We start from the raw sequence: 18,453 nt of genomic DNA, 5'->3' as shown, positions 1-18,453 counted from the left end.
TCAAACCCGCGGCTTGAGCACGCGACGAGCGGCCTGCACCAGGATCATGGTCAGGTAACAGAGAAAGGTGAGAAAGAAGACCTCCTCAAGCGGCAGTTCCGGCGCCAGCTGCACGCCGGTCATCAGCGCTGTTTCACCGCGGTAGAAGATGCCCAGATCGATGCCGAGCAGGTCCCAAGCGAGAAAGAACAGCACCCCGATGCCGAGCACGAGGGCCGCCCGCCCGGGGGAACGCCAGAAGAACAGACGAAAGCGCCAGTCCAGCACCGCCATGCCCCCGAGTGAGAGCAGTAAAGTCAGCAGGTACAGAACGCTCACGACCGGCGTGGCGCAGACTTCACCGGTTTTTTGGTAACCCCGGGCAGATCGGTTGGGCCGGGGGGCCGCTTAGGTCGGGTCGGCAGCGGTTCCGCCAGCGGTCCCGTCGTGGTGTCGTGACGCAGCCGCTTGAGCAAAATCTCGGCGCTGATCAGGCACATCGGTAGCCCGATGCCGGGAATGGTGGTGCCTCCGGCGTAGTACAGGCCCGCAATCTTCTTGGACATATTCGATCCTCGCATGAAGGCGCTCTGCCGCAGGGTGTGCGCGGGGCCGAGGGCACCCCCCTTCCACGAGTTGAGGTCGTCTGCGAAGTCGGCCGGGCCGACCGTGCGCCGCACCGACACGCGTTCGGCGAGGTCGGGAATGTTGGCCCACTGGGCGACCTGCGCGATAGCGGCATCCGCTACCAGCTCGACCGTGGTCGAACCGGCACCATTGATGCCGCCGCCACCCAGGGTCACATCGGCCGGCACGGGCACCAGCACAAACAGGTTGCTGTCACCGGTCGGTGCCACCGACGGGTCGGTGGCACTCGGCATGCACACGTACAGGGACGCCGGGGATGGCACGGAGGTCTTCGTGCCGAAGATCTGACCGAAGTTCTTACCCCAATCGGTCGTGAAGAACAGCGAGTGGTGCGCCAGCTGGGGAAGTTGCCCGGTCACGCCGAGCATCACCAGCACGGCCCCGGGCCCCGACACGCGCTTGTTCCACCAGCGCTCGGGATAGGTCTGCAGCTTCGCGGGGACCAGTTCGGTTTCGGTGTGGTGCAGGTCGGCTGCCGACACCACCACGTCGGAATCGAGCTGCGTCGACCTGCCGTCGGCGTCGTCATACCGCACACCGGCAACGCGGTTCCGATCGGTGACGCGAATGGCCGTGACCCTCGCATCAGTGATGATGCGCACGCCTTCGGCCCGGGCGATTCCGGCGATGCTGTCGATCAGCGTGGTGAAACCTCCCTGCGGGTAGAGCACACCGTCGGCGAGGTCAAGATGGCTCATCAGGTGATACATCGACGGGGTCAGGTTTGGCGCCGACCCCAGAAATACGGCCGGGTACCCGAGGATTTGGCGCAGCCGCGGGTCGCGGACATACCCGGCAACGAACTTGTCGAGCGGTTGCAGCAGCAGGCGAGCCAAGCGACCGAGGCGCCGCAGCACGTCAGGAACGAGAAGCGGCCGGAATGATTCGAAACTCGAGTACAAGAACCGTTTCACGGCCATGTCATAGGTTGTGGCCGCAGAGTCGAGGTAGCGGTCGAGCGCGCGCCCGGCTTCCGGTTGCACACTGTCGAACAAACGGATATTCGCGGCTCGGTCAGCCCGAATATCCAGCGGGTCCGGGTCACCCTCAAAGAGCACCCGGTAACCGGGATCCAGTTTCACAAGGTCGAGCTGTTCGGCAGCGCTCGTGCCGAACAACCGGTAGAAATGCTCGAAGACCTCCGGCATGAGATACCAGGACGGCCCGGTGTCGAACCGATACCCCTCGGCGCTCCACAGGCCGGCCCGCCCACCGAGTTCGGAGCGGGATTCCAGGAGCGTCACGTCGTGGCCATCCCGGGCGAGCAGGGCGGCGCTGGCCAGACCGGCTATACCGCCGCCGATCACGATGGTGCGCGTCATCGCTTCCACGCGCCGGGACCGAGCGCCGAAGTCAGGGCGATCATGATTTTCTCTCCATCCGGCACCCGAACGCGGGAGCGCAATAACTGGTTGGCCGGGGTTGACCGGAGCCGCTGGGACAATCGTGTGAAGAGTCCCTGCGCCGCGGCTACGGCGCGGCGGCAGCCGGGCGACAACAGCGGCAGTACGGCGCTGGCGATGCTCAGATCGGCGTCGATGTCGTCGAGGATCGCGTTCTTCTGCTCATCGGTGAGGTTCAGCGGGTCGATCCCCGGAAAGTAGTTGCGACCGAGAATTTCGCGATCGCAGGACAGGTCGCGCAGAAAATTGATCTTTTGAAAAGCGGCACCGAGGTGTCGGGCACCGTCTTCGAGCAGTTCGAGTTCAGAGGCGGTGCGCGGTGACCAGTGCACGAAGCAGCGCAGGCACATGAGTCCGATTACCTCCGCGGAGCCGTAAATGTACTCGGCGACGCTGTCAGCGGTGAACGGTGCCGGGTCGAGGTCGCGGCGCATCGAGGCGAAGAACGGCGCGATCAGGCTGGAGTCGATGCCATACTGACGGGCCGTCACTGCGAAGGCATGCACCACGAGATTGGTACTGTACCCACGCACAATCGCCCGCTCAGTCTCCAGCTCGAGCTCGTCGAGCAGTTGCCGCTGCTCCTCGACCCCGACGCCGGCTTCGGCGGCGGCCCCGTCGACGATCTCGTCGGCGATACGCACGAGGGCATAGATCGTGCGTACGGGTATGCGCACCCGGGCGTCGAGCAGCCGGGCGGCAAGCCCGAACGAGGTGGAGTAGTGGCCGATGACCGTCGTCGAACTGGCCAGTGCCGTCTCCGCGTACTTGTTCAGATTGGCGCCAGCGACCGTTTGAGCCGATGCAGCTCGCAGCGGGCCCATGAGCGGGCCCATCAGCGGGACCGATTCACGGCGGAGTGCGCGAGCTCGGTGAGGCTCGCTCGCAGTTCCGCGGGAATGATTGCCGAGTCGAGCGCTTCGACCGCCGAACGGGAGTAGTCAGAGGCGAGCCTCTCGGCGGTCGCCTTCGCGCCGCACGCGCGCAGATGCTCCCTGGCCTGTTCGGCCTCTTCCTCGCTGAGGTCGACCTTGCCGAGGTAGGGCGCAATCAGCGACCAGCTCTCGGTCGTGCCGGCGTGGGCGATCAGGGCGGTCTGCTTGCCCTCGCGCAGATCCGCCGTGACGCTCTTGCCGGTCTCGACCGCATCGCCGAACACACCGAGCAGGTCGTCCGTGAGCTGGAACGCCACGCCGACCAGGCGACCGTAGCGCCCGAGCAGGCCGATCGCCTCGGCCGACGCCCCGGCCAGTACGGCTCCGGCCTGCAACGGCCCTTCAAAGGAATACACGGCGGTTTTGTTCTCGAGGGTCGTGATCACCTCGGCCACGGTGAGTGGATGCCGCGCCGAGCTGTTGGTGACGTCGGCCAGCTCCCCTGCGGCCGAAACGAACACCGCACGGTCGAGCAGATCGAGCAGCCGCAGCCGGGTGTCCACGTCGGCCGGAAGTTTGGCCAGCGCACGATGCGCTTCGCTGAGGGCGAGATCGCCGGCGAGTATAGCCGCGGCGGCGGCCCAGACTTGGGCCTGATCGGAGTCGGCGCCGTGCGCCAGCGCGCGGTCGTTGAACCGGCCGGCAATGTTCGCCTGTCCGCGCCGGGCCAGGTCACGGTCGATGACGTCGTCGTGAATGAGAAACGCCGTGTGCAGCAATTCGAAACTCACGGCGACCGGTACCACGAGGGTCTGGTCACGCCCACCGAAACCGGCATAGGCCGCCAGCACCAAGGCCGGGCGCACCCGTTTGCCGCCGCTGCTGGCCCGCTCCAGAAAATCCCACAGGGCCACGTAATGCTCGCCATAGTCGCTCGCCCGCAAGCGGGCTGCGGCGAAAAACCGGGTCAGTTCCGTCGCGACACCGGCGGCAACCGTGTCAAGCACGGAAACTGTCCATCTGTTGCACCTGCAGGGTCATCCACGGGCTGAAGGCCCAGGGGGCGTCGGTGACCGCGCGGTAGAGCGCCGCCGGGCGGGTCCAGGCATATTCGGCGACTTCGTCGGGATTCGGTGTTGGCTCCTGATCGGTCCTGGCCACGTAGACCGGACAGATTTCGTTCTCCACCGTGCCGCCGCTGTCGGTGGCGCGGTACCGAAACGTAGGGAGCACGAGGTCGATATTATCGATCCGCAGCCCGAGCTCATGGTGGGCGCGGCGGTCGACGGCCTGCGTGAACGGTTCCGCCGGCAGCGGATGTCCACAAAAGGAGTTGGTCCACACGCCCGGCCAGGCTTTCTTGGTCAGTGCTCGTCGCGTGACGAGCACTTCACCGGCCGGATTGAAGACGTAACAGGAGAAAGCGAGGTGCAGCGCGGTGTTCTCACCGTGCATGCTGTACTTCGGCGCGGTGCCGATGTGGCGCCCTTCCTCGTCGAGAAGAATGACGTGCTCATCAAGAGCGTTGGCGGTCTGCACGCGTTTCCCCTTCTCGGTTCACACTAATCAAGATAACAATAACTAACCAGGTTAGCGACTCCTCACGTTACCATGGGTGTATGTCCCACGATGAGAGTAGACCCCCAGCGGAGGGAACGTACTGGTATGACGCTAAGAAAATAGGCGTTTCTCCAGCAATCGAGGTTCTGCAGGCCGTGCGGCGATTCCGGGTGGCCGATGCAGCCATGCGTCATCGTGCTCAAACCGAGATGAACGTGAACGAAACCGACATGACGGCCATTCGTCACCTCATCGCCTGCGAGCGCCTGCACCGGGTGGCCAGTCCGAAGGATCTCAGCGAATTCCTGAACATCTCGTCGGCGGCAACGGCAAAACTCCTGTCGAGGCTCTCGGCCTCCGGTCACATCCGCCGTGAGGTCAATCCTCACGACGGTCGGGCGCAACGGCTGTTCGCGACGCAGTCGTCGCACGAGCAGGTCCGACAGGTGCTGTCGGGCACGCACGAGCAGCTGATGCAGGTCGCCCTCGATCTCACGGCCGACCAGCAAGCAGCCATCGTGCAGTTTCTCGACGCGATGAGCGCGATCGCTGTCGGGCCGCGCCCGGAGGTGTCCGCCGAACGGGAATCCACTGCGGCCGCACTGCTGCGGTCGCCGCAAGTGAAAGGGTGAGCTGGCTGGCAGCTCACCAGAGCGGCGTTTCCTGACAGCGCAACGCCCAACGCCGGAGCCGCTTAAGATGAATCAGTGACTCAACTTTCCTCGCCTCCCGCTGCGCCGTCATCGGCCGCCACCCACGTCGACGCCTTGCTGGCGTCCTACCCAGATTTTCCGCAGCCGGACATTCTCTTCCGCGATCTCAATCCCGTCTTCGCAGACGCCGTCGCCTTTCGCGCGATTATCGACGACCTCGCCGATCAGCACCGCGGACAATTCGATGCCGTCGCCGGAATCGAGGCACGTGGCTTTCTGCTGGCTGCCGCCGTCGGGTACGCGGCCAACGTGGCCGTCCTGGCCGTGCGCAAGGGCGGAAAGCTTCCCGGCACCGTGCTCACCGAGGAGTACGACCTCGAGTACGGTTCGGCCCGGCTCGAACTTGAAATCGGCCAGCTTTCGGTCGGTACCCGCGTTCTTATTCTTGACGATGTACTCGCCACGGGTGGCACCATCGCGGCCACGAGCCGCTTGATCGAACGGGCCGGCTACATCCTCACGGGCGTCGGCGTCGTGCTCGAGCTGACCGACCTGCACGGTCGTGAACGCCTGGGCACCACACCGGTGCACGCGATCAGGTCGATCTAGGTCGCATAAATTCGTTTTCACACCGCGGTCAGGCATGCTTAGAGCATGACTGACAGTTCCGGTGCTGACGTGTTCGGGGATGGTGCGCGGGGTGTCCCGCGCTCGGCCGGTGAACGCGACAGCGGCGATGCGTGGGTGCATGCTCCAGACGGCCGCAAGTACTGGGGCCGCTTCGGTGCGGCCGGACTGCTCGTGCACCACCGACGCCTTGGCGTTTTGCTGCAGCACCGCGCACTGTGGAGCCATTTCGGTGACACCTGGGGCCTTCCCGGCGGTGCCCGCCACGAGAACGAAACCGCGATCGAGGCCGCTCTGCGCGAAGCACGGGAGGAGGCCGGCGTGCCCGCCGACCTGATGCAGCTCAAATTCACCTCCCTCGTCGACCTGGGATTCTGGTCGTACACCACCGTGGTCATGGAGGCGACACAAGAATTCGAACCCGTCATCAGCGACCAGGAGAGCATCGCCCTGCGCTGGGTGGCCGCTGATGCTGTTGACCGGCTCGCACTCCATCCCGGTTTTGCCGCGAGCTGGCCCGCGCTGCGCGGGCGGCTCGGCTGAGCCACTCGATAGACTCAAAGCTGTGACAGGGGCAGCGAACGGCATGGTCAGCGATCGCGTGCTGACCCTGCCCAACGTGCTCAGCTTTCTGCGCCTATTGCTGGTGCCGGTTTTTCTCGTGCTGCTCGCCCGGGGAGAGGATGCCTGGGCGCTCGTCGTGCTCAGCATTTCCAGTATCACCGACTGGCTCGACGGATTTCTGGCCCGTCGGTGGAACCAGATCACCCGGCTCGGCCAGCTGCTGGATCCGGCCGCCGATCGCCTCTACATCTTTGCTGCGCTGATCGGGCTCGCCTGGCGTGACCTCGTGCCCTGGTGGATTGTGTTGGTCGTGGTGGGGCGCGACATTTTTCTGCTGGCACTGGGTATCATTCTCGCGAACTTCGGTTTCGGTCCGCTTCCGGTGCACCATTTGGGCAAGGTGGCCACCTTCTGCCTGTTCTACGCCCTGCCGATGATCATGCTCGGTCAGGCTTTTCCGCAACTGGAGTGGTGGTCGCAGCCAGTGGGGTGGGCCTTTGGAATTTGGGGCGCTTTCCTGTATTGGTGGGCTGGCATCATCTATGCCATTGAAACCATGCGAGTGATTCGACTTCCGAGGGTCTTCGAGGATGCATCTTCCGATACGCTGGGACGATAGGAGGTGCACGGTGGTCGGTCTAGTCGGAGATAACTCTTCCGAGAGCCAAAACGTGCCCGTGCCCGCAGATCAGCCCGAGAACCAGACGACAGGCGAAACAATGCCCAGCAAGGCCTCCACCCCCGTACCGTCCAGCTCCGATCCGTCCAACAGTGTGACGCCTGACGAAGCCACGAAGGTGCACGACATGCTCAGCACTGACACGACGATGAACTTCAGCCAGGAGTTCGCCGCCCAGATCGCCGCTATCGATTCCAACGTGACGGCAGAAGAGCAGGCGTCCATCGTGGCTTTGCCGTCTGGCTCGGCCCTCATGGTCGTTCGCCGAGGACCCAATGCCGGGGCCCGGTTTCTGCTCGACGCCGATCTCACGAGCGTCGGCCGCCACCCTAATGCCGACATCTTTCTCGACGACGTCACCGTGTCGCGCCGTCACGCCGAATTCCTGCGCCGTGGAACCTCCTTCACGGTCAAAGATCTTGGTTCGCTGAACGGCACATACTTCGATGGTGAGCGCATCGAAACCGCTGATCTGACGGACGGCGCCGAGGTGCAGGTTGGCAAGTTCCGCCTCACGTTCTACGCATCGCGCCTCGACCTCGCGCGCGCGCCGAGCGAGTAGTGGCGGCACACTCCGCCCAGGCTCGCTCCGCGTCTGTGTCCGCGTCGGCGGCGAAAAGGCAATCCTCGGGAGCAGCGCCGCTTTTGAGTATCGGCCAGGTCCTGGCACGCCTCACCCCGGAATTCACCGACCTGACGCCGTCGAAGCTGCGCTTTCTCGAAGAGCAGGGCCTAGTCTCCCCGGCCCGCACCGACTCCGGCTATCGCAAATTCTGCACCAGCGACGTCGATCGTCTGCGACTGATTCTCTCGATGCAGCGCGATCACTACCTGCCGTTGAAAGTCATCCGTTCGTATCTCGACGATCTCGATGCCGGATTGTCCCCGGTTCTGCCGGGCGGAACCACCCCCGGGCCGTCGATGCTCGGCACGGTGCGCCGCCTCAGCCGCGACGACTTATTGCGCGAGGCCGGTGCCTCCGCCACGCTGCTGCACGACGCCGTCTCCGCATCGATCATCCTGCCAGCTGACTACTACGGCGACAGCGTGCTGCACGTGCTGCGTGCCCTGGTGGAGCTGCAACGCAGCGGCATCGAGCCGCGACACCTGCGGGGGTTCCGCGGAGCCGCCGAACGAGAACTCGGACTGATTGAAAGCGCCCTCGTGCCACTCGCTCGTCGAAAAGACGCGTCCAGCCGGGCGAAGGCGGCCGAAATGGCCGTCGAAATCGCTGGACAACTCGAGGTCATTCGCGGCAGCCTGATTCGGTCTGCACTGGGCCGACTGACCAAGTAGGTCGTAGACTGACTCAAACGCAAAGCAACGCGGGTCGTGGGTCCGGCCGTCTGATTTTCAAGGGCGCTGGCAGCGGCGGTACCGACACGCCGAACCGGTCGTACGAATGTCAGGGCTGCACGCGTTCCACCTCGGTACCGTAGGGATAGCGATGCACCGCAGCACGTCTTCGCATCACCAAAATCAACCGCAGTAACTCACGTGCAGCAGTTCCGCACCACAGTGAATGACAGCCCGCCGCATCGCAGCTGTCAGCCACCGCACGACGTAACCCCCGAGAGGCAATTCATATGAGTGAGCTCAAGGCCGACGCTGACGCTTCGCGTTACTCGTTAGGACTGCTGTTCACCGATGGCATGCCCGAGCTCGATGAAAACTCCGGCTACCGCGGCGCTGTCGCCGCGCGTGCGGCTGGCATCAGCTACCGACAGCTGGACTACTGGGCCCGTACCGGCCTGGTGGAACCTACCGTGCGTGGCGCGGCGGGATCCGGCTCACAGCGCCTCTACGGCTTTCGCGACATTCTTGTACTCAAGCTCGTCAAACGCCTACTCGACACCGGCATCTCGCTGCAACAGATTCGCACGGCGGTCAACCAGCTGCGCGAATCGGGCATCAGCGACCTCGCCCAGACCACTCTCATGAGCGATGGTGCGAGCGTCTACCTGTGCACCTCGAACGATGAAGTCATCGACCTGGTCAGCCGCGGCCAGGGCGTCTTCGGCATTGCCGTTGGCAAGGTGCTGCGCGAGGTCGAAACCAGCCTGGTCGAACTCGACCTGCAGGCGATCGACGCCACAGACGAACTCGCCGCGCGTCGCACCACCCGCAAAATCTCTTAGAACCCGCGAGCGCACGATCCTCCGGCAGGTCGTGTCGACGCGCATGCCGTCGAACGACCTACTGCGCGGGAACCTCGGCGTATTCGCCGATCCGCGCCGTGCGTAGCACACGGTCGAGGATCTGATCGAAGAATCCGGCCATTTCGAGAGCACTGTCGCCGGGCCAGATATGAAGCGGCTTGGCCGCTCCCTGTGCCTGCTGCAGCGAGGTGCGCTCGGGCAGCTGCGGGCTGAGCACGAGGGGACCGAACATGTCCCGCAATTCTTTGATGCGGAACTGGTGCTCGAGCGAAGCGGAGCGGGCACGGTTCACGATGATGCCGAGCGGCTGAAGACGGGGGCTCAGGCCACGACGAATTTCTTCGATCGCGCGCAGGGCGCGGTCGGCGGCAGCGACCGAGAACAGGCCGGGCTCGGTCACGACAGCGACCCGGTCGCTCGCGGCCCACGCCGTGCGCGTCAGGGCGTTGAGGGAGGGTGCACAGTCGATGAGAACGAGCTCGTAATCTTTTTCAATTGTCGAGAGCGCTTCTTCGAGTTTCCAGATATCGCGGATGCTGGGGTGCGGCCCATCAAAATTGATCGCCGACGGGCTGCCGATCATGACGTCGATGGTGCCGGGACGGTTGCGGGTCCATCCGCTCGGGGCGATCGCCGCGCGAACCGTCTTTTCTTTGGGCGAACCGAGGACATCGGCGACGTTGAGGTGACCGGCGACCTGGATATCCATGCCGGTGGACACATCGGACTGCGGATCGAGATCCACGACGAGTGTTCGCACGCCACGGGCGAAGGCAGCGGAAGCGAGACCAAGGGTCACAGTGGTCTTGCCGACACCACCCTTAAGGGAACTTACGCTGAGTACGTGCATGGGTAGCAACGTTACCTTCACTAGTGTTAGAGAACCTAACCGTTAGCTGTGCGCGACGTACGCCCTCGAAAGGCTTGCATGTTTGAAAAAATCCTTGTTGCCAACCGTGGCGAGATCGCAATCCGTGCCATGCGCGCGGCGTACGAGCTCGGAGCCAAGACCGTGGCGGTGTTTCCGTTCGAGGATCGCAATTCACTGCACCGCCTGAAGGCGGATGAGGCCTACCAGATCGGTGAGGTGGGGCATCCGGTTCGGGCCTATCTCGACGTGAGTGAAATCATCCGGGTTGCCAAGGAATGTGGCGCCGACGCCATCTACCCCGGCTACGGCTTTCTGTCGGAGAACCCGGAACTGGCCGATGCCGCAGCAGCAGCCGGCATCACGTTCATCGGCCCGGGCGCTGACGTGCTTGAAATGGCCGGTAACAAGGTCACCGCAAAAGAACACGCCATCGCGGCCGGTGTACCGGTACTCAAGTCGACACAACCGTCGACCGATGTCGATCTGTTGATCAGCCAGGCCGATGAGATCGGCTTCCCCATTTTTGCCAAGGCCGTCGCTGGCGGCGGCGGACGCGGCATGCGCCGGGTGGCGAAGAAGAGCGAGCTGCGCGGGGCGCTCGAAGAGGCCATGCGTGAGGCCACCAGTGCCTTCGGCGACCCGACGATGTTCCTGGAGGCGGCGGTGCTGCGCCCCCGACACATCGAGGTGCAGATCCTGGCGGACGCCTCCGGCGAGACCGTGCACCTGTTCGAGCGCGACTGCTCGGTGCAGCGTCGGCACCAGAAAGTGATTGAAATCGCCCCGGCGCCGAACCTCAGTGATGAAATTCGGGTGCAGCTGTACGCTGACGCCATCAAGTTCGCCCGGTCGATCGGCTATGTCAACGCCGGCACCGTCGAGTTCCTGCTCGACACCGTCGGTGAACGCGCCGGGCAGCACGTGTTCATCGAGATGAACCCCCGCATCCAAGTGGAGCACACCGTGACCGAAGAGGTCACCGATGTCGACCTCGTGCAGGCGCAGATTCGCATCGCTGCGGGGGAGACCCTCGAAGAGATCGGCCTGACCCAGGGCGAGATCCGGCTGCGCGGCGCAGCCCTGCAGTGCCGCATCACGACCGAAGACCCCGCGGCCGGGTTCCGCCCCGACACCGGCAAGATCACCACCTATCGCTCACCCGGCGGCGCCGGCATCCGCTTGGATGGTGGAACCATCAACACGGGCGCGCAGATCAGCCCACACTTCGACTCGATGCTCGCCAAACTCACCTGCCGAGGCCGCGACTATGCGGCCGCTGTCGTCCGGTCCAAGCGCGCGCTGGCCGAGTTCCGCATCCGCGGCGTCTCCACCAACATATCGTTCCTGCAGGCCGTGCTCGACGATCCGGATTTCGCGGCCGGCGACCTCAGTACCTCGTTCATCGACGAGCGCCCGGAACTGCTGCGCGGGCGCGAGTCGAAGGACCGCGGCACCAAGATTCTCAACTGGCTCGCCGAGGTCACCGTCAACCAGCCCAACGGCGCGCCGCCGACCACGGTGCACCCGCGTGACAAGCTGCCACAGCTCGACATCACCCAGCCAGCCCCCGACGGTTCGCGACAGAAGCTGCAACTGCTCGGCCCCGCCAAGTTCGCCGCCTCCTTACGTGCCCAGACCGCGCTGGCCGTGACCGACACGACATTCAGGGACGCCCACCAGTCGCTGCTGGCAACCCGGGTGCGCACCAAGGACCTCGTCGCCGTGGCGCCCTATGTCGCCCGGCTGACGCCGCAGCTGCTCTCGGTGGAAGCCTGGGGCGGCGCCACCTACGACGTGGCGCTGCGTTTTCTCGGCGAAGATCCCTGGGATCGCCTGGCCGCGCTGCGCGAAGCCCTGCCGAACATCAACCTGCAGATGCTGCTGCGCGGCCGCAACACCGTCGGCTACACCCCGTACCCGACCGAGGTCACCGACGCCTTCGTGCGCGAGGCGACCGACACCGGCGTGGACATCTTTCGCATCTTCGACGCCCTCAATGACGTGTCGCAGATGCGTCCAGCCATCGACGCGGTGCTGAATACCGGCACTGCCCTGGCGGAGGTCGCCGTCTGCTACACCGGCGACTTGCTCGACCCGGCCGAGAATCTCTACACCCTCGACTACTACCTGCGCCTTGCCGACCAGATCGTTGAAAGCGGCGCGCACGTGATCGGCATCAAGGACATGGCCGGGCTGCTTCGGCCGAGCGCAGCCGAGAAGCTCGTGGCCGCGTTCCGCGAACGCTTCGACCTGCCCGTGCACGTGCACACCCACGACACCCCGGGCGGCCAACTCGCCACGCTGCTCGCCGCGGCGCGCGCCGGTGCTGACGCCGTCGATGTGGCTTCGGCTCCGATGGCCGGTACGACCAGCCAACCGTCGGCATCCTCCCTCGTCGCCGCCCTGGCGCACACCGAGCGGGACACCGGCATTTCGCTCAAGGCCACGACCGACCTCGAGCCGTACTGGGGGGCCGTGCGCACCCTGTACACCCCGTTCGAATCGGGGCTCAGCGCACCGACCGGCCGGGTGTACTCGCACGAGATTCCGGGTGGGCAGCTCTCGAATTTGCGCACCCAGGCCGTCGCGCTTGGGCTTGCCGACCACTTCGAACTGATCGAAGACATGTATACCGCCGCGAATTCCATCCTCGGCCGGGTTCCCAAGGTCACGCCCTCGTCGAAGGTGGTCGGCGACCTCGCCCTCTACCTCGCCGCGGTGAAGGCCGACCCCGCCGACTTCGAGCAGAACCCGGGCAACTATGACGTGCCAGACTCGGTCATCGGGTTCATGGCCGGCGAGCTCGGCGACCTGCCCGGCGGCTGGCCTGAGCCGTTTCGTACCAAGGTGCTCGCGGGACGCAACGTGCGTGTCGGCGTCACCGAGATCACCGCGGGGGAGCGCGCCGCGCTTGGCGCTACCAGCGCCGAGCGTCGTGCCATGCTCAACCAGCTGCTGTTCCCGGCGCCGACCCGCCAGTTTGAACGGGTCAAGGAGACCTACGGCGACCTGTCGGTCATTGACACCGTCGACTACCTCTACGGCCTGCAGCATGGCCAGGAACATGCCGTCGAAATCGCCAAGGGCGTGCGGCTCTACGTGGGCCTCGAAGCTATCGGAGAAGCCGACGACAAGGGTATGCGTACCGTCATGACCATTCTCAATGGCCAGCTGCGCCCGGTATTCGTGCGTGACACGAGCATCACCGTGCAGACCAAAATCGCCGAGAAAGCGGATGCCAACCAGCCCGGCCAGATTGCGGCCCCGTTTTCCGGTGTGGTCACCCTGCAGGTCGAAGAGGGCGCCCAGGTCGAAGCAGGCCAGAGCGTCGCCTCGATTGAAGCCATGAAAATGGAAGCCGCCATCACTGCACCTATCGCGGGAACCATCGAACGGGTGGCGATCCCGCTCACCCAGCAGGTTGATGCCGGCGATCTGCTCGTGGTGGTGTGTCCACGCTAAGATTAGTGCCGTTATCGACCAGTTGAGGATGCACCGTGCCAGACAAACGTATTGACGAGCAGAGCGTGCCCGCGCGCCCCGTGTCTGCCGCCGCCCAGCGGGACTACGACGAGTACCACAGCGAGCTGCCGCCGCACACGATCGACAATCTTGCGGCGGCTCTGCCCGAGAGCCTGAGCGTGCCGATCGAGGTCACAGCAATGCCCCGTCGCGCGGTTGTCGCGCCCGCTCGTTCAGCCATCGGTGCAGTCACCCCGACGACCAGGGGCGTGTCGAGCCCCACGACCCACACCGTCGAAATCAACACGCCCGCCCCGACCCGGGCGGCCGGCGCGAGTTCCGCCATCGAATCGCTGTCGAGAACGGATACCGCTTCCTCCGTTCGGCGCGACCGTACCCGCTCCGAAAACACCAACACCCCCGAGTCGGCGGCCATGCTGACCTCCGATCGCCTACTCGCGGTCAACCGCAAGACCCGCAAAGCACCGCAGGGCACCTGGCCCGAATTCGTCTACGCGCTCACCCTGCACCTGGTCGATCTTGGCGACTCTGCCAAGGTGCAGGCGCACAAAGAGATGGACGAGCGCATCCGCCGCCAGTTCGAGGGCGGCACCCGGTTCGTGCCGATCCTCACCCGCAAGGGCGGCGTCGGCAAGACCACCGTCACGACGCTGCTCGGCATGGCCCTGGCCGATGCCCGCGAGGACCGCATCATCGCCATCGATGCCAACCCTGACCGAGGCACCCTCTCCGAACGCGTCAGCAAGCAGACCCGCTCGACCGTTCGGGACGTCGTGACCAAAGCGGCGTCGATCGGCAACTTCACCGACTTCTCCACCCTGGTGTCGCGCGACGAAACCCGCCTGGACATTCTCGCCTCCGACACCGACCCGCTGCTCTCCGAAGCCTTCGACGAGAATGACTACAACGTCGTTGCCGACCTCGCCGCCCGGTACTACTCGATCGCGCTCACCGACTGCGGCACCGGCATCGTGCACTCGGTCATGCGGGCCACCCTGCAGCGCGCTGACTCCATCGTGATCGTCTCCGGCGGCAGTGTCGACGAGGCCCGGTTGGCGTCGGAAACGCTGACCTGGCTTGAAGCGAATGGCTACGGCGAGCTGGTGCGCAACGCGATCGTCGCGCTCAACACCGCAACCCAGGGCACGAACCTGGTGCGGCTCGAAGAGATCGAGGCGCACTTTCGTTCCCGGGTGCGCGAAATCGTGCGCATTCCCTACGACCCGCAGCTCGCCGCAGGGAGCGTCGTGTCGTACAAGGACCTCAAGCCGATCACTCGGCTGGCTGCGCGCACGCTCGCCGAGCTCGTAGTCGAGGGGCTGCCCGCCGACCGCAACCTGTAGCGGGCTGCTCGCCCTCCACTCGTTCGCCGCTCACCATTCGTCCTACCGAGGAGTCTCCCCGTGCCCGAACGTCAGATCCGTCTCTTCGGAGATCCGGTACTGAAGACTGCCTCCGACCCCATCACGGGGATCGACGACCGGGTGCGCGGTCTGGTGCAGGATCTGGTCGACAGCGTGCGCCTGCCCGGTCGGGCCGGTGTCGCTGCCTCGCAGATCGGCGTCAATCTGCGCGCGTTCAGTTACAACGTCGACGGAGACATCGGGTATATTCTCAACCCCACCATCGTTGAACTATCCGGCGAGCCCGACCTCGTCGACGAGGGCTGTCTGTCGGTTCCCGGCCTCTGGTACCCGACGCCGCGGTATCCCTTCGCGCGAGTCTCCGGCATCGACCTCGACGGGAACACGGTCGAGCTCTCCGGTACCGGCATCATGGCCCAGGCCTTGCAGCACGAAACCGATCACCTCGACGGTTTTCTCTACATCGACCGCCTCGACAAAGAAAACCGTCGCGCCGCAATGAAGGAAATCCGCGAGTCCACCTGGTTTTAATCGAGCCTGACGCGCTGCGTTCCCGGCCACCGTGCGGACAGCCGGGAACGCGGCAAGATCACTCGCGCAGCGAAATGCCCTCAGTGGCCGGCGCGTTGACGTACATCGCCTCGATCTCACCGGCGAAGTCCCGCAGGATGATGTTGCGCTTGATGCTCATCTTCGGTGTCAGGTGCCCGCTGTCCTCGGTGAGCTCAATGGGCAGCAGTGAGAACTTCCGAATCGACTCCGCTCGCGACACACCCTCATTGGCATGGTCGACAGCGCGCTGGATTTCCGCCAGCACGGCCTTATTGACGGATGCCTGCGCGAGCGTCATGCCGGCATCCTCCTGGTTGTTGTTCAGCCAGACCGGCAGCATGTCGGGGTCGAGGGTGATGAGCGCGCCGATGAACGGCTTCTGGTCGCCGACCACGACGACCTGGCCCACCAACGGGTTCGCGCGAATGGGGTCTTCCAACGCGGCCGGGGCCACGTTCTTGCCGCCGGCCGTTACGATGATCTCCTTCTTGCGCCCGGTGATGGTGAGAAAGCCCTCGGCGTCAAAGTCACCGATGTCGCCGGTCTTCAACCAGCCGTCGTCAAACGCATCGGCAGTAGCCTGGGGGTTGTTCCAGTACTCCTTGAAGACGTTGACCCCCTTGACCTCGATCTCACCGTCGTCCATGACGCGCACCGAGACGCCGGGCAGCGGCGGTCCGACCGTGCCGATCTTGGCCCGCGTGGCCAAGCCCACATTGGCGGGAGCGGTCGTTTCGGTCAGACCGTAGCCCTCGAGAATGACAATGCCGAGACTGTTGAAGAAGTGTCCGAGGTGGGCGCCGAGCGGAGCGGAACCCGAGACCGCCCACACGACCTTGCCGCCCATGGCGGCCCGCAACTTGCTGTAGACGAGCTTGTCAAACAGTGCGAACTTGATCTTCATACCGAGGGGAATCGATGTTCCCGCCTGCACGAGTTTGGAGTGTTCGACCGCCACATGCGCGGCGGTGTCAAAGATTTTGCCTTTGCCCCCGGCGATGGCCTTCTGCTGGGCCGAGTTGTAGACCTTTTCGAACACCCGCGGTACCGCGAGCAGGAAAGTCGGTTGGAAGCTGCCCAGCGCCGCCAGGAGGGTCTTGGTGTCGGCCTGGTGGCCGACGCGCACGCCCGCGTGCACGCAGAGCACCGAGATGAAACGAGCGAAGACATGGGCGGTGGTGATGAACAACAGCGTCGAAGCACCCTCGGGGTGAACCAGTACTTCCTTGAGTGCGACCGCGGCATTGCGGCTGGTCTCGAGGAAATTCGCGTGGGTGAGCACGCAGCCCTTGGGTTTGCCGGTCGAACCGGAGGTGTAGATCAGGGTGGCAATGTCGTTGCCGACGGCCAGGTTGCGGCGGCGATCGATTTCAGCATCCGTCACGTCAGCGCCCCCGGCGACGAGCTTGTCCAAATCGCCCAGATCGATCTGCCAGACCGACCGGATATTGCCAAGTTCCGGGTACACCTCGTCGAACCGTGCGAAATGGTCAGCGGTCTCGACGATGACTGCCATGGCGCTCGAGTCGCTGAGGTTCCACTGCACCTGGCTGGGCGAGCTGGTCTCGTAGACGGGCACCAGGATTGCTCCGGCGAACCAGACCGCGAAGTCGATCAGGGTCCACTCATAGCGGGTCTTGCAGATGAGCCCGATCTTGTCGCCGGGCTGGATGCCGGCGGCGACGAGGCCCTTGGCCAGCGCCACGACCTGCGCATGGAACTCCCTGGTGGTGACGGGCAGCCAGCGACCATCCCGGGGAAGTGAGAACAGCACGAGTTCTGGAGACGCGGCGAGACGATTCATCAGCAGGTCGGTGATGTTGGCGCCAGGATCGGCGGGAACGACGGCGGGCATGTCAATCTGTTTCACGGCAACTCCTTCGGTACCGGCTGAACGTGCCAACTGCGCACTCGCCGGGAATCCAGCGGTGAGCGGGTGTTTCGTCCAGCGGCAAACTGGTTAACTACACTCTAGAGGGTGACCTGCCCAGCCGTTCGGCTGAGAGGCGCCGCTCCCCACATGCCCCGAAAGAAAGGTGCCCCGTGCACGCCATTGGTATCGATATTGGGGGCACCAAGATTGCCGGGGCGCTCGTCGACGAGGCGGGCACCATCATCCGCTCGGATCGACAGCCGACCACCCCCGGCAACCCGCGCGAAATCGAGGACACGGTCGTCGCGATGATTCAGGGCCTCAGCGCGGGCGAAGACGTCGTCGCGGCGGGAGTCGCCGCTGCCGGCTTCATCGATGCCGACCAGTCGACTGTCTATTACGCACCGAACATCAGTTGGCGCAATGAGCCGTTCCGCGACAAGCTCGAGGCTCGGCTGCACCTGCCGATCATCATCGAGAACGATGCCAACGCCGCCGGGTGGGCCGAATTTCGTTTCGGCGCTGGCCGTACGTATTCCGACATGGTCACCCTGACCATCGGTACCGGTGTCGGCGGGGCCATCGTCACCAACAACGCTCTGTTCCGCGGCGGATTCGGCGCGGGCGCCGAGTTGGGCCACCTGCGGGTCGTGCCCGATGGGCTTTCGTGCGGCTGCGGTGCCCACGGCTGCCTGGAGCAGTACGGTTCCGGTCGGGCACTGCTGCGCATCGCCAACGAATTTGCGGATGCCGGCGGCGTAGGGCTGGGCCTGGCCGCCACCCGCGAACGGCGCGGCAAACTCACCGGCAAAGACGTCGGTCGGCTGATTCAAGACGGGGACGGCGGCGCCCTTGCGGCCCTGCGCCAGCTGGGCGGCGCTCTCGGCCAGGCCTGTGCGAGCCTTGGTGCCGTCCTCGACCCGCAGGTGTTCGTGTTCGGCGGGGGAGTGGCCGCCGCCGGTGACCTGCTGCTCGAGCCGATTCGCGCTGCGTACCTCGACCATCTGCCCGCCCGCGGCTACCACCCGGAGGCGGAGTTCGCCATCGCCCAGCTGGTCAACGACGCGGGTGTCGTCGGTGCGGCGGACCTCGCCCGGCTGCACGCTGTGCGCTGACCGACAGAAGGCAGATGTGCGCGGCCTGCGCGCGGCATCCGCTCCACT

18 protein-coding genes are annotated in these 18,453 nt (G+C 65.0%); 11 read left to right on the top strand and 7 right to left on the bottom strand.

The genetic code is table 11. The features are described 5' to 3' along the window. From E3N85_RS10730 to idi, 5 genes are read right to left on the bottom strand one after another with little or no spacing between them, the layout of a single operon-like run. Complete coding sequence (locus E3N85_RS10730; protein WP_134463024.1) at positions 1–318, bottom strand: lycopene cyclase domain-containing protein; 318 nt, start codon at positions 316–318, stop codon at positions 1–3. Next, on the bottom strand, positions 315–1,949 hold the full coding sequence (crtI, locus tag E3N85_RS10725; RefSeq protein WP_134463022.1) for a phytoene desaturase family protein: 1,635 nt from the start codon (positions 1,947–1,949) through the stop codon (positions 315–317). Before crtI ends, E3N85_RS10730 begins: the two co-directional genes overlap by 4 nt. After that, positions 1,946–2,854, bottom strand: coding sequence for a squalene/phytoene synthase family protein (locus E3N85_RS10720; protein WP_134463020.1), 909 nt, complete (start codon positions 2,852–2,854; stop codon positions 1,946–1,948). Before E3N85_RS10720 ends, crtI begins: the two co-directional genes overlap by 4 nt. A gap of 11 nt (positions 2,855–2,865) precedes the next feature. Next, positions 2,866–3,912 (bottom strand): polyprenyl synthetase family protein, encoded by a 1,047-nt coding sequence (locus E3N85_RS10715; RefSeq protein ID WP_134463018.1) that lies wholly within the window; start codon positions 3,910–3,912, stop codon positions 2,866–2,868. Then, positions 3,905–4,444 carry an isopentenyl-diphosphate Delta-isomerase gene (gene idi / locus E3N85_RS10710; protein WP_134463016.1) on the bottom strand — a complete coding sequence of 180 codons (540 nt, stop codon included), beginning with the start codon at positions 4,442–4,444 and terminating at the stop codon, positions 3,905–3,907. The genes E3N85_RS10715 and idi overlap by 8 nt, the downstream gene beginning before the upstream one ends. Positions 4,445–4,524: 80 nt before the next feature. On the opposite strand from idi, the gene E3N85_RS10705 reads away from it, so the two are divergent. The 7 genes from E3N85_RS10705 (at position 4,525) to E3N85_RS10675 (ending at position 9,126) form a co-directional block, all read left to right on the top strand. Beyond that, entirely contained in the window at positions 4,525–5,097 is a 573-nt protein-coding gene (locus E3N85_RS10705; RefSeq protein WP_134463014.1) for a MarR family winged helix-turn-helix transcriptional regulator, read from the top strand. Positions 5,098–5,172: 75 nt separating this feature from the next. After that, complete coding sequence (locus tag E3N85_RS10700) at positions 5,173–5,727, top strand: adenine phosphoribosyltransferase (protein ID WP_134463012.1); 555 nt, start codon at positions 5,173–5,175, stop codon at positions 5,725–5,727. Between the two features lie 45 nt (positions 5,728–5,772). Then, positions 5,773–6,288, top strand: coding sequence for an NUDIX domain-containing protein (locus E3N85_RS10695; protein WP_134463010.1), 516 nt, complete (start codon positions 5,773–5,775; stop codon positions 6,286–6,288). Between the two features lie 43 nt (positions 6,289–6,331). Next, positions 6,332–6,928: a CDP-alcohol phosphatidyltransferase family protein gene (locus E3N85_RS10690; RefSeq protein ID WP_134463174.1), complete on the top strand. Its 597-nt coding sequence runs from the start codon at positions 6,332–6,334 to the stop codon at positions 6,926–6,928. A 187-nt stretch (positions 6,929–7,115) separates the two neighbouring features. After that, on the top strand, positions 7,116–7,550 hold the full coding sequence (locus E3N85_RS10685) for an FHA domain-containing protein (protein WP_166783933.1): 435 nt from the start codon (positions 7,116–7,118) through the stop codon (positions 7,548–7,550). Between the two features lie 35 nt (positions 7,551–7,585). Continuing rightward, complete coding sequence (locus E3N85_RS10680) at positions 7,586–8,284, top strand: MerR family transcriptional regulator (RefSeq protein WP_134463006.1); 699 nt, start codon at positions 7,586–7,588, stop codon at positions 8,282–8,284. Positions 8,285–8,574: 290 nt separating this feature from the next. Continuing rightward, positions 8,575–9,126 carry a MerR family transcriptional regulator gene (locus E3N85_RS10675; protein WP_134463005.1) on the top strand — a complete coding sequence of 184 codons (552 nt, stop codon included), beginning with the start codon at positions 8,575–8,577 and terminating at the stop codon, positions 9,124–9,126. 58 nt (positions 9,127–9,184) lie between these two features. On the opposite strand, the gene E3N85_RS10670 is transcribed toward E3N85_RS10675, so the two are convergent. Then, entirely contained in the window at positions 9,185–9,997 is an 813-nt protein-coding gene (locus E3N85_RS10670) for a ParA family protein (protein ID WP_134463003.1), read from the bottom strand. A 78-nt stretch (positions 9,998–10,075) separates the two neighbouring features. Between E3N85_RS10670 and E3N85_RS10665 the strand changes: the two genes are divergently transcribed. Genes E3N85_RS10665 through def form a run of 3 tightly spaced genes read left to right on the top strand, consistent with a single transcriptional unit; the run spans position 10,076 to position 15,396 of the window. Continuing rightward, complete coding sequence (locus E3N85_RS10665) at positions 10,076–13,480, top strand: pyruvate carboxylase (RefSeq protein WP_134463001.1); 3,405 nt, start codon at positions 10,076–10,078, stop codon at positions 13,478–13,480. Positions 13,481–13,515: 35 nt separating this feature from the next. After that, entirely contained in the window at positions 13,516–14,844 is a 1,329-nt protein-coding gene (locus E3N85_RS10660) for a MinD/ParA family protein (protein ID WP_241978436.1), read from the top strand. A 60-nt stretch (positions 14,845–14,904) separates the two neighbouring features. Next, entirely contained in the window at positions 14,905–15,396 is a 492-nt protein-coding gene (def, locus tag E3N85_RS10655; protein ID WP_134462999.1) for a peptide deformylase, read from the top strand. Positions 15,397–15,454: 58 nt separating this feature from the next. On the opposite strand, the gene E3N85_RS10650 is transcribed toward def, so the two are convergent. Next, positions 15,455–17,287, bottom strand: a complete 1,833-nt coding sequence (locus E3N85_RS10650) for a long-chain fatty acid--CoA ligase (protein ID WP_134462997.1) — start codon at positions 17,285–17,287, stop codon at positions 15,455–15,457. A gap of 173 nt (positions 17,288–17,460) precedes the next feature. Here E3N85_RS10650 and E3N85_RS10645 point away from each other — a divergent pair, with 173 nt between their 5' ends. Beyond that, positions 17,461–18,405, top strand: a complete 945-nt coding sequence (locus E3N85_RS10645) for an ROK family glucokinase (RefSeq protein WP_134462995.1) — start codon at positions 17,461–17,463, stop codon at positions 18,403–18,405. The last annotated feature ends 48 nt before the right edge of the window (positions 18,406–18,453 follow it).

Source organism: Cryobacterium sp. Hz9, assembly GCF_004402825.1.
Classification (GTDB): domain Bacteria; phylum Actinomycetota; class Actinomycetes; order Actinomycetales; family Microbacteriaceae; genus Cryobacterium; species Cryobacterium gelidum.
This window is presented reverse-complemented; position numbering and strand designations above follow the sequence as displayed.

What these genes read in the sequence shown, in the direction of transcription:
- crtI (WP_134463022.1), bottom strand. Translation starts at nt 1,949, where the DNA reads ATGACGCGCACCATCGTGATCGGCGGCGGTATAGCCGGTCTGGCCAGC.
- E3N85_RS10720 (WP_134463020.1), bottom strand. Translation starts at nt 2,854, where the DNA reads ATGGGCCCGCTGCGAGCTGCATCGGCTCAAACGGTCGCTGGCGCCAAT.
- E3N85_RS10705 (WP_134463014.1), top strand. Translation starts at nt 4,525, where the DNA reads ATGTCCCACGATGAGAGTAGACCCCCAGCGGAGGGAACGTACTGGTAT.
- E3N85_RS10695 (WP_134463010.1), top strand. Translation starts at nt 5,773, where the DNA reads ATGACTGACAGTTCCGGTGCTGACGTGTTCGGGGATGGTGCGCGGGGT.
- E3N85_RS10690 (WP_134463174.1), top strand. Translation starts at nt 6,332, where the DNA reads ATGGTCAGCGATCGCGTGCTGACCCTGCCCAACGTGCTCAGCTTTCTG.
- E3N85_RS10685 (WP_166783933.1), top strand. Translation starts at nt 7,116, where the DNA reads ATGCTCAGCACTGACACGACGATGAACTTCAGCCAGGAGTTCGCCGCC.
- E3N85_RS10675 (WP_134463005.1), top strand. Translation starts at nt 8,575, where the DNA reads ATGAGTGAGCTCAAGGCCGACGCTGACGCTTCGCGTTACTCGTTAGGA.
- E3N85_RS10670 (WP_134463003.1), bottom strand. Translation starts at nt 9,997, where the DNA reads ATGCACGTACTCAGCGTAAGTTCCCTTAAGGGTGGTGTCGGCAAGACC.
- E3N85_RS10665 (WP_134463001.1), top strand. Translation starts at nt 10,076, where the DNA reads ATGTTTGAAAAAATCCTTGTTGCCAACCGTGGCGAGATCGCAATCCGT.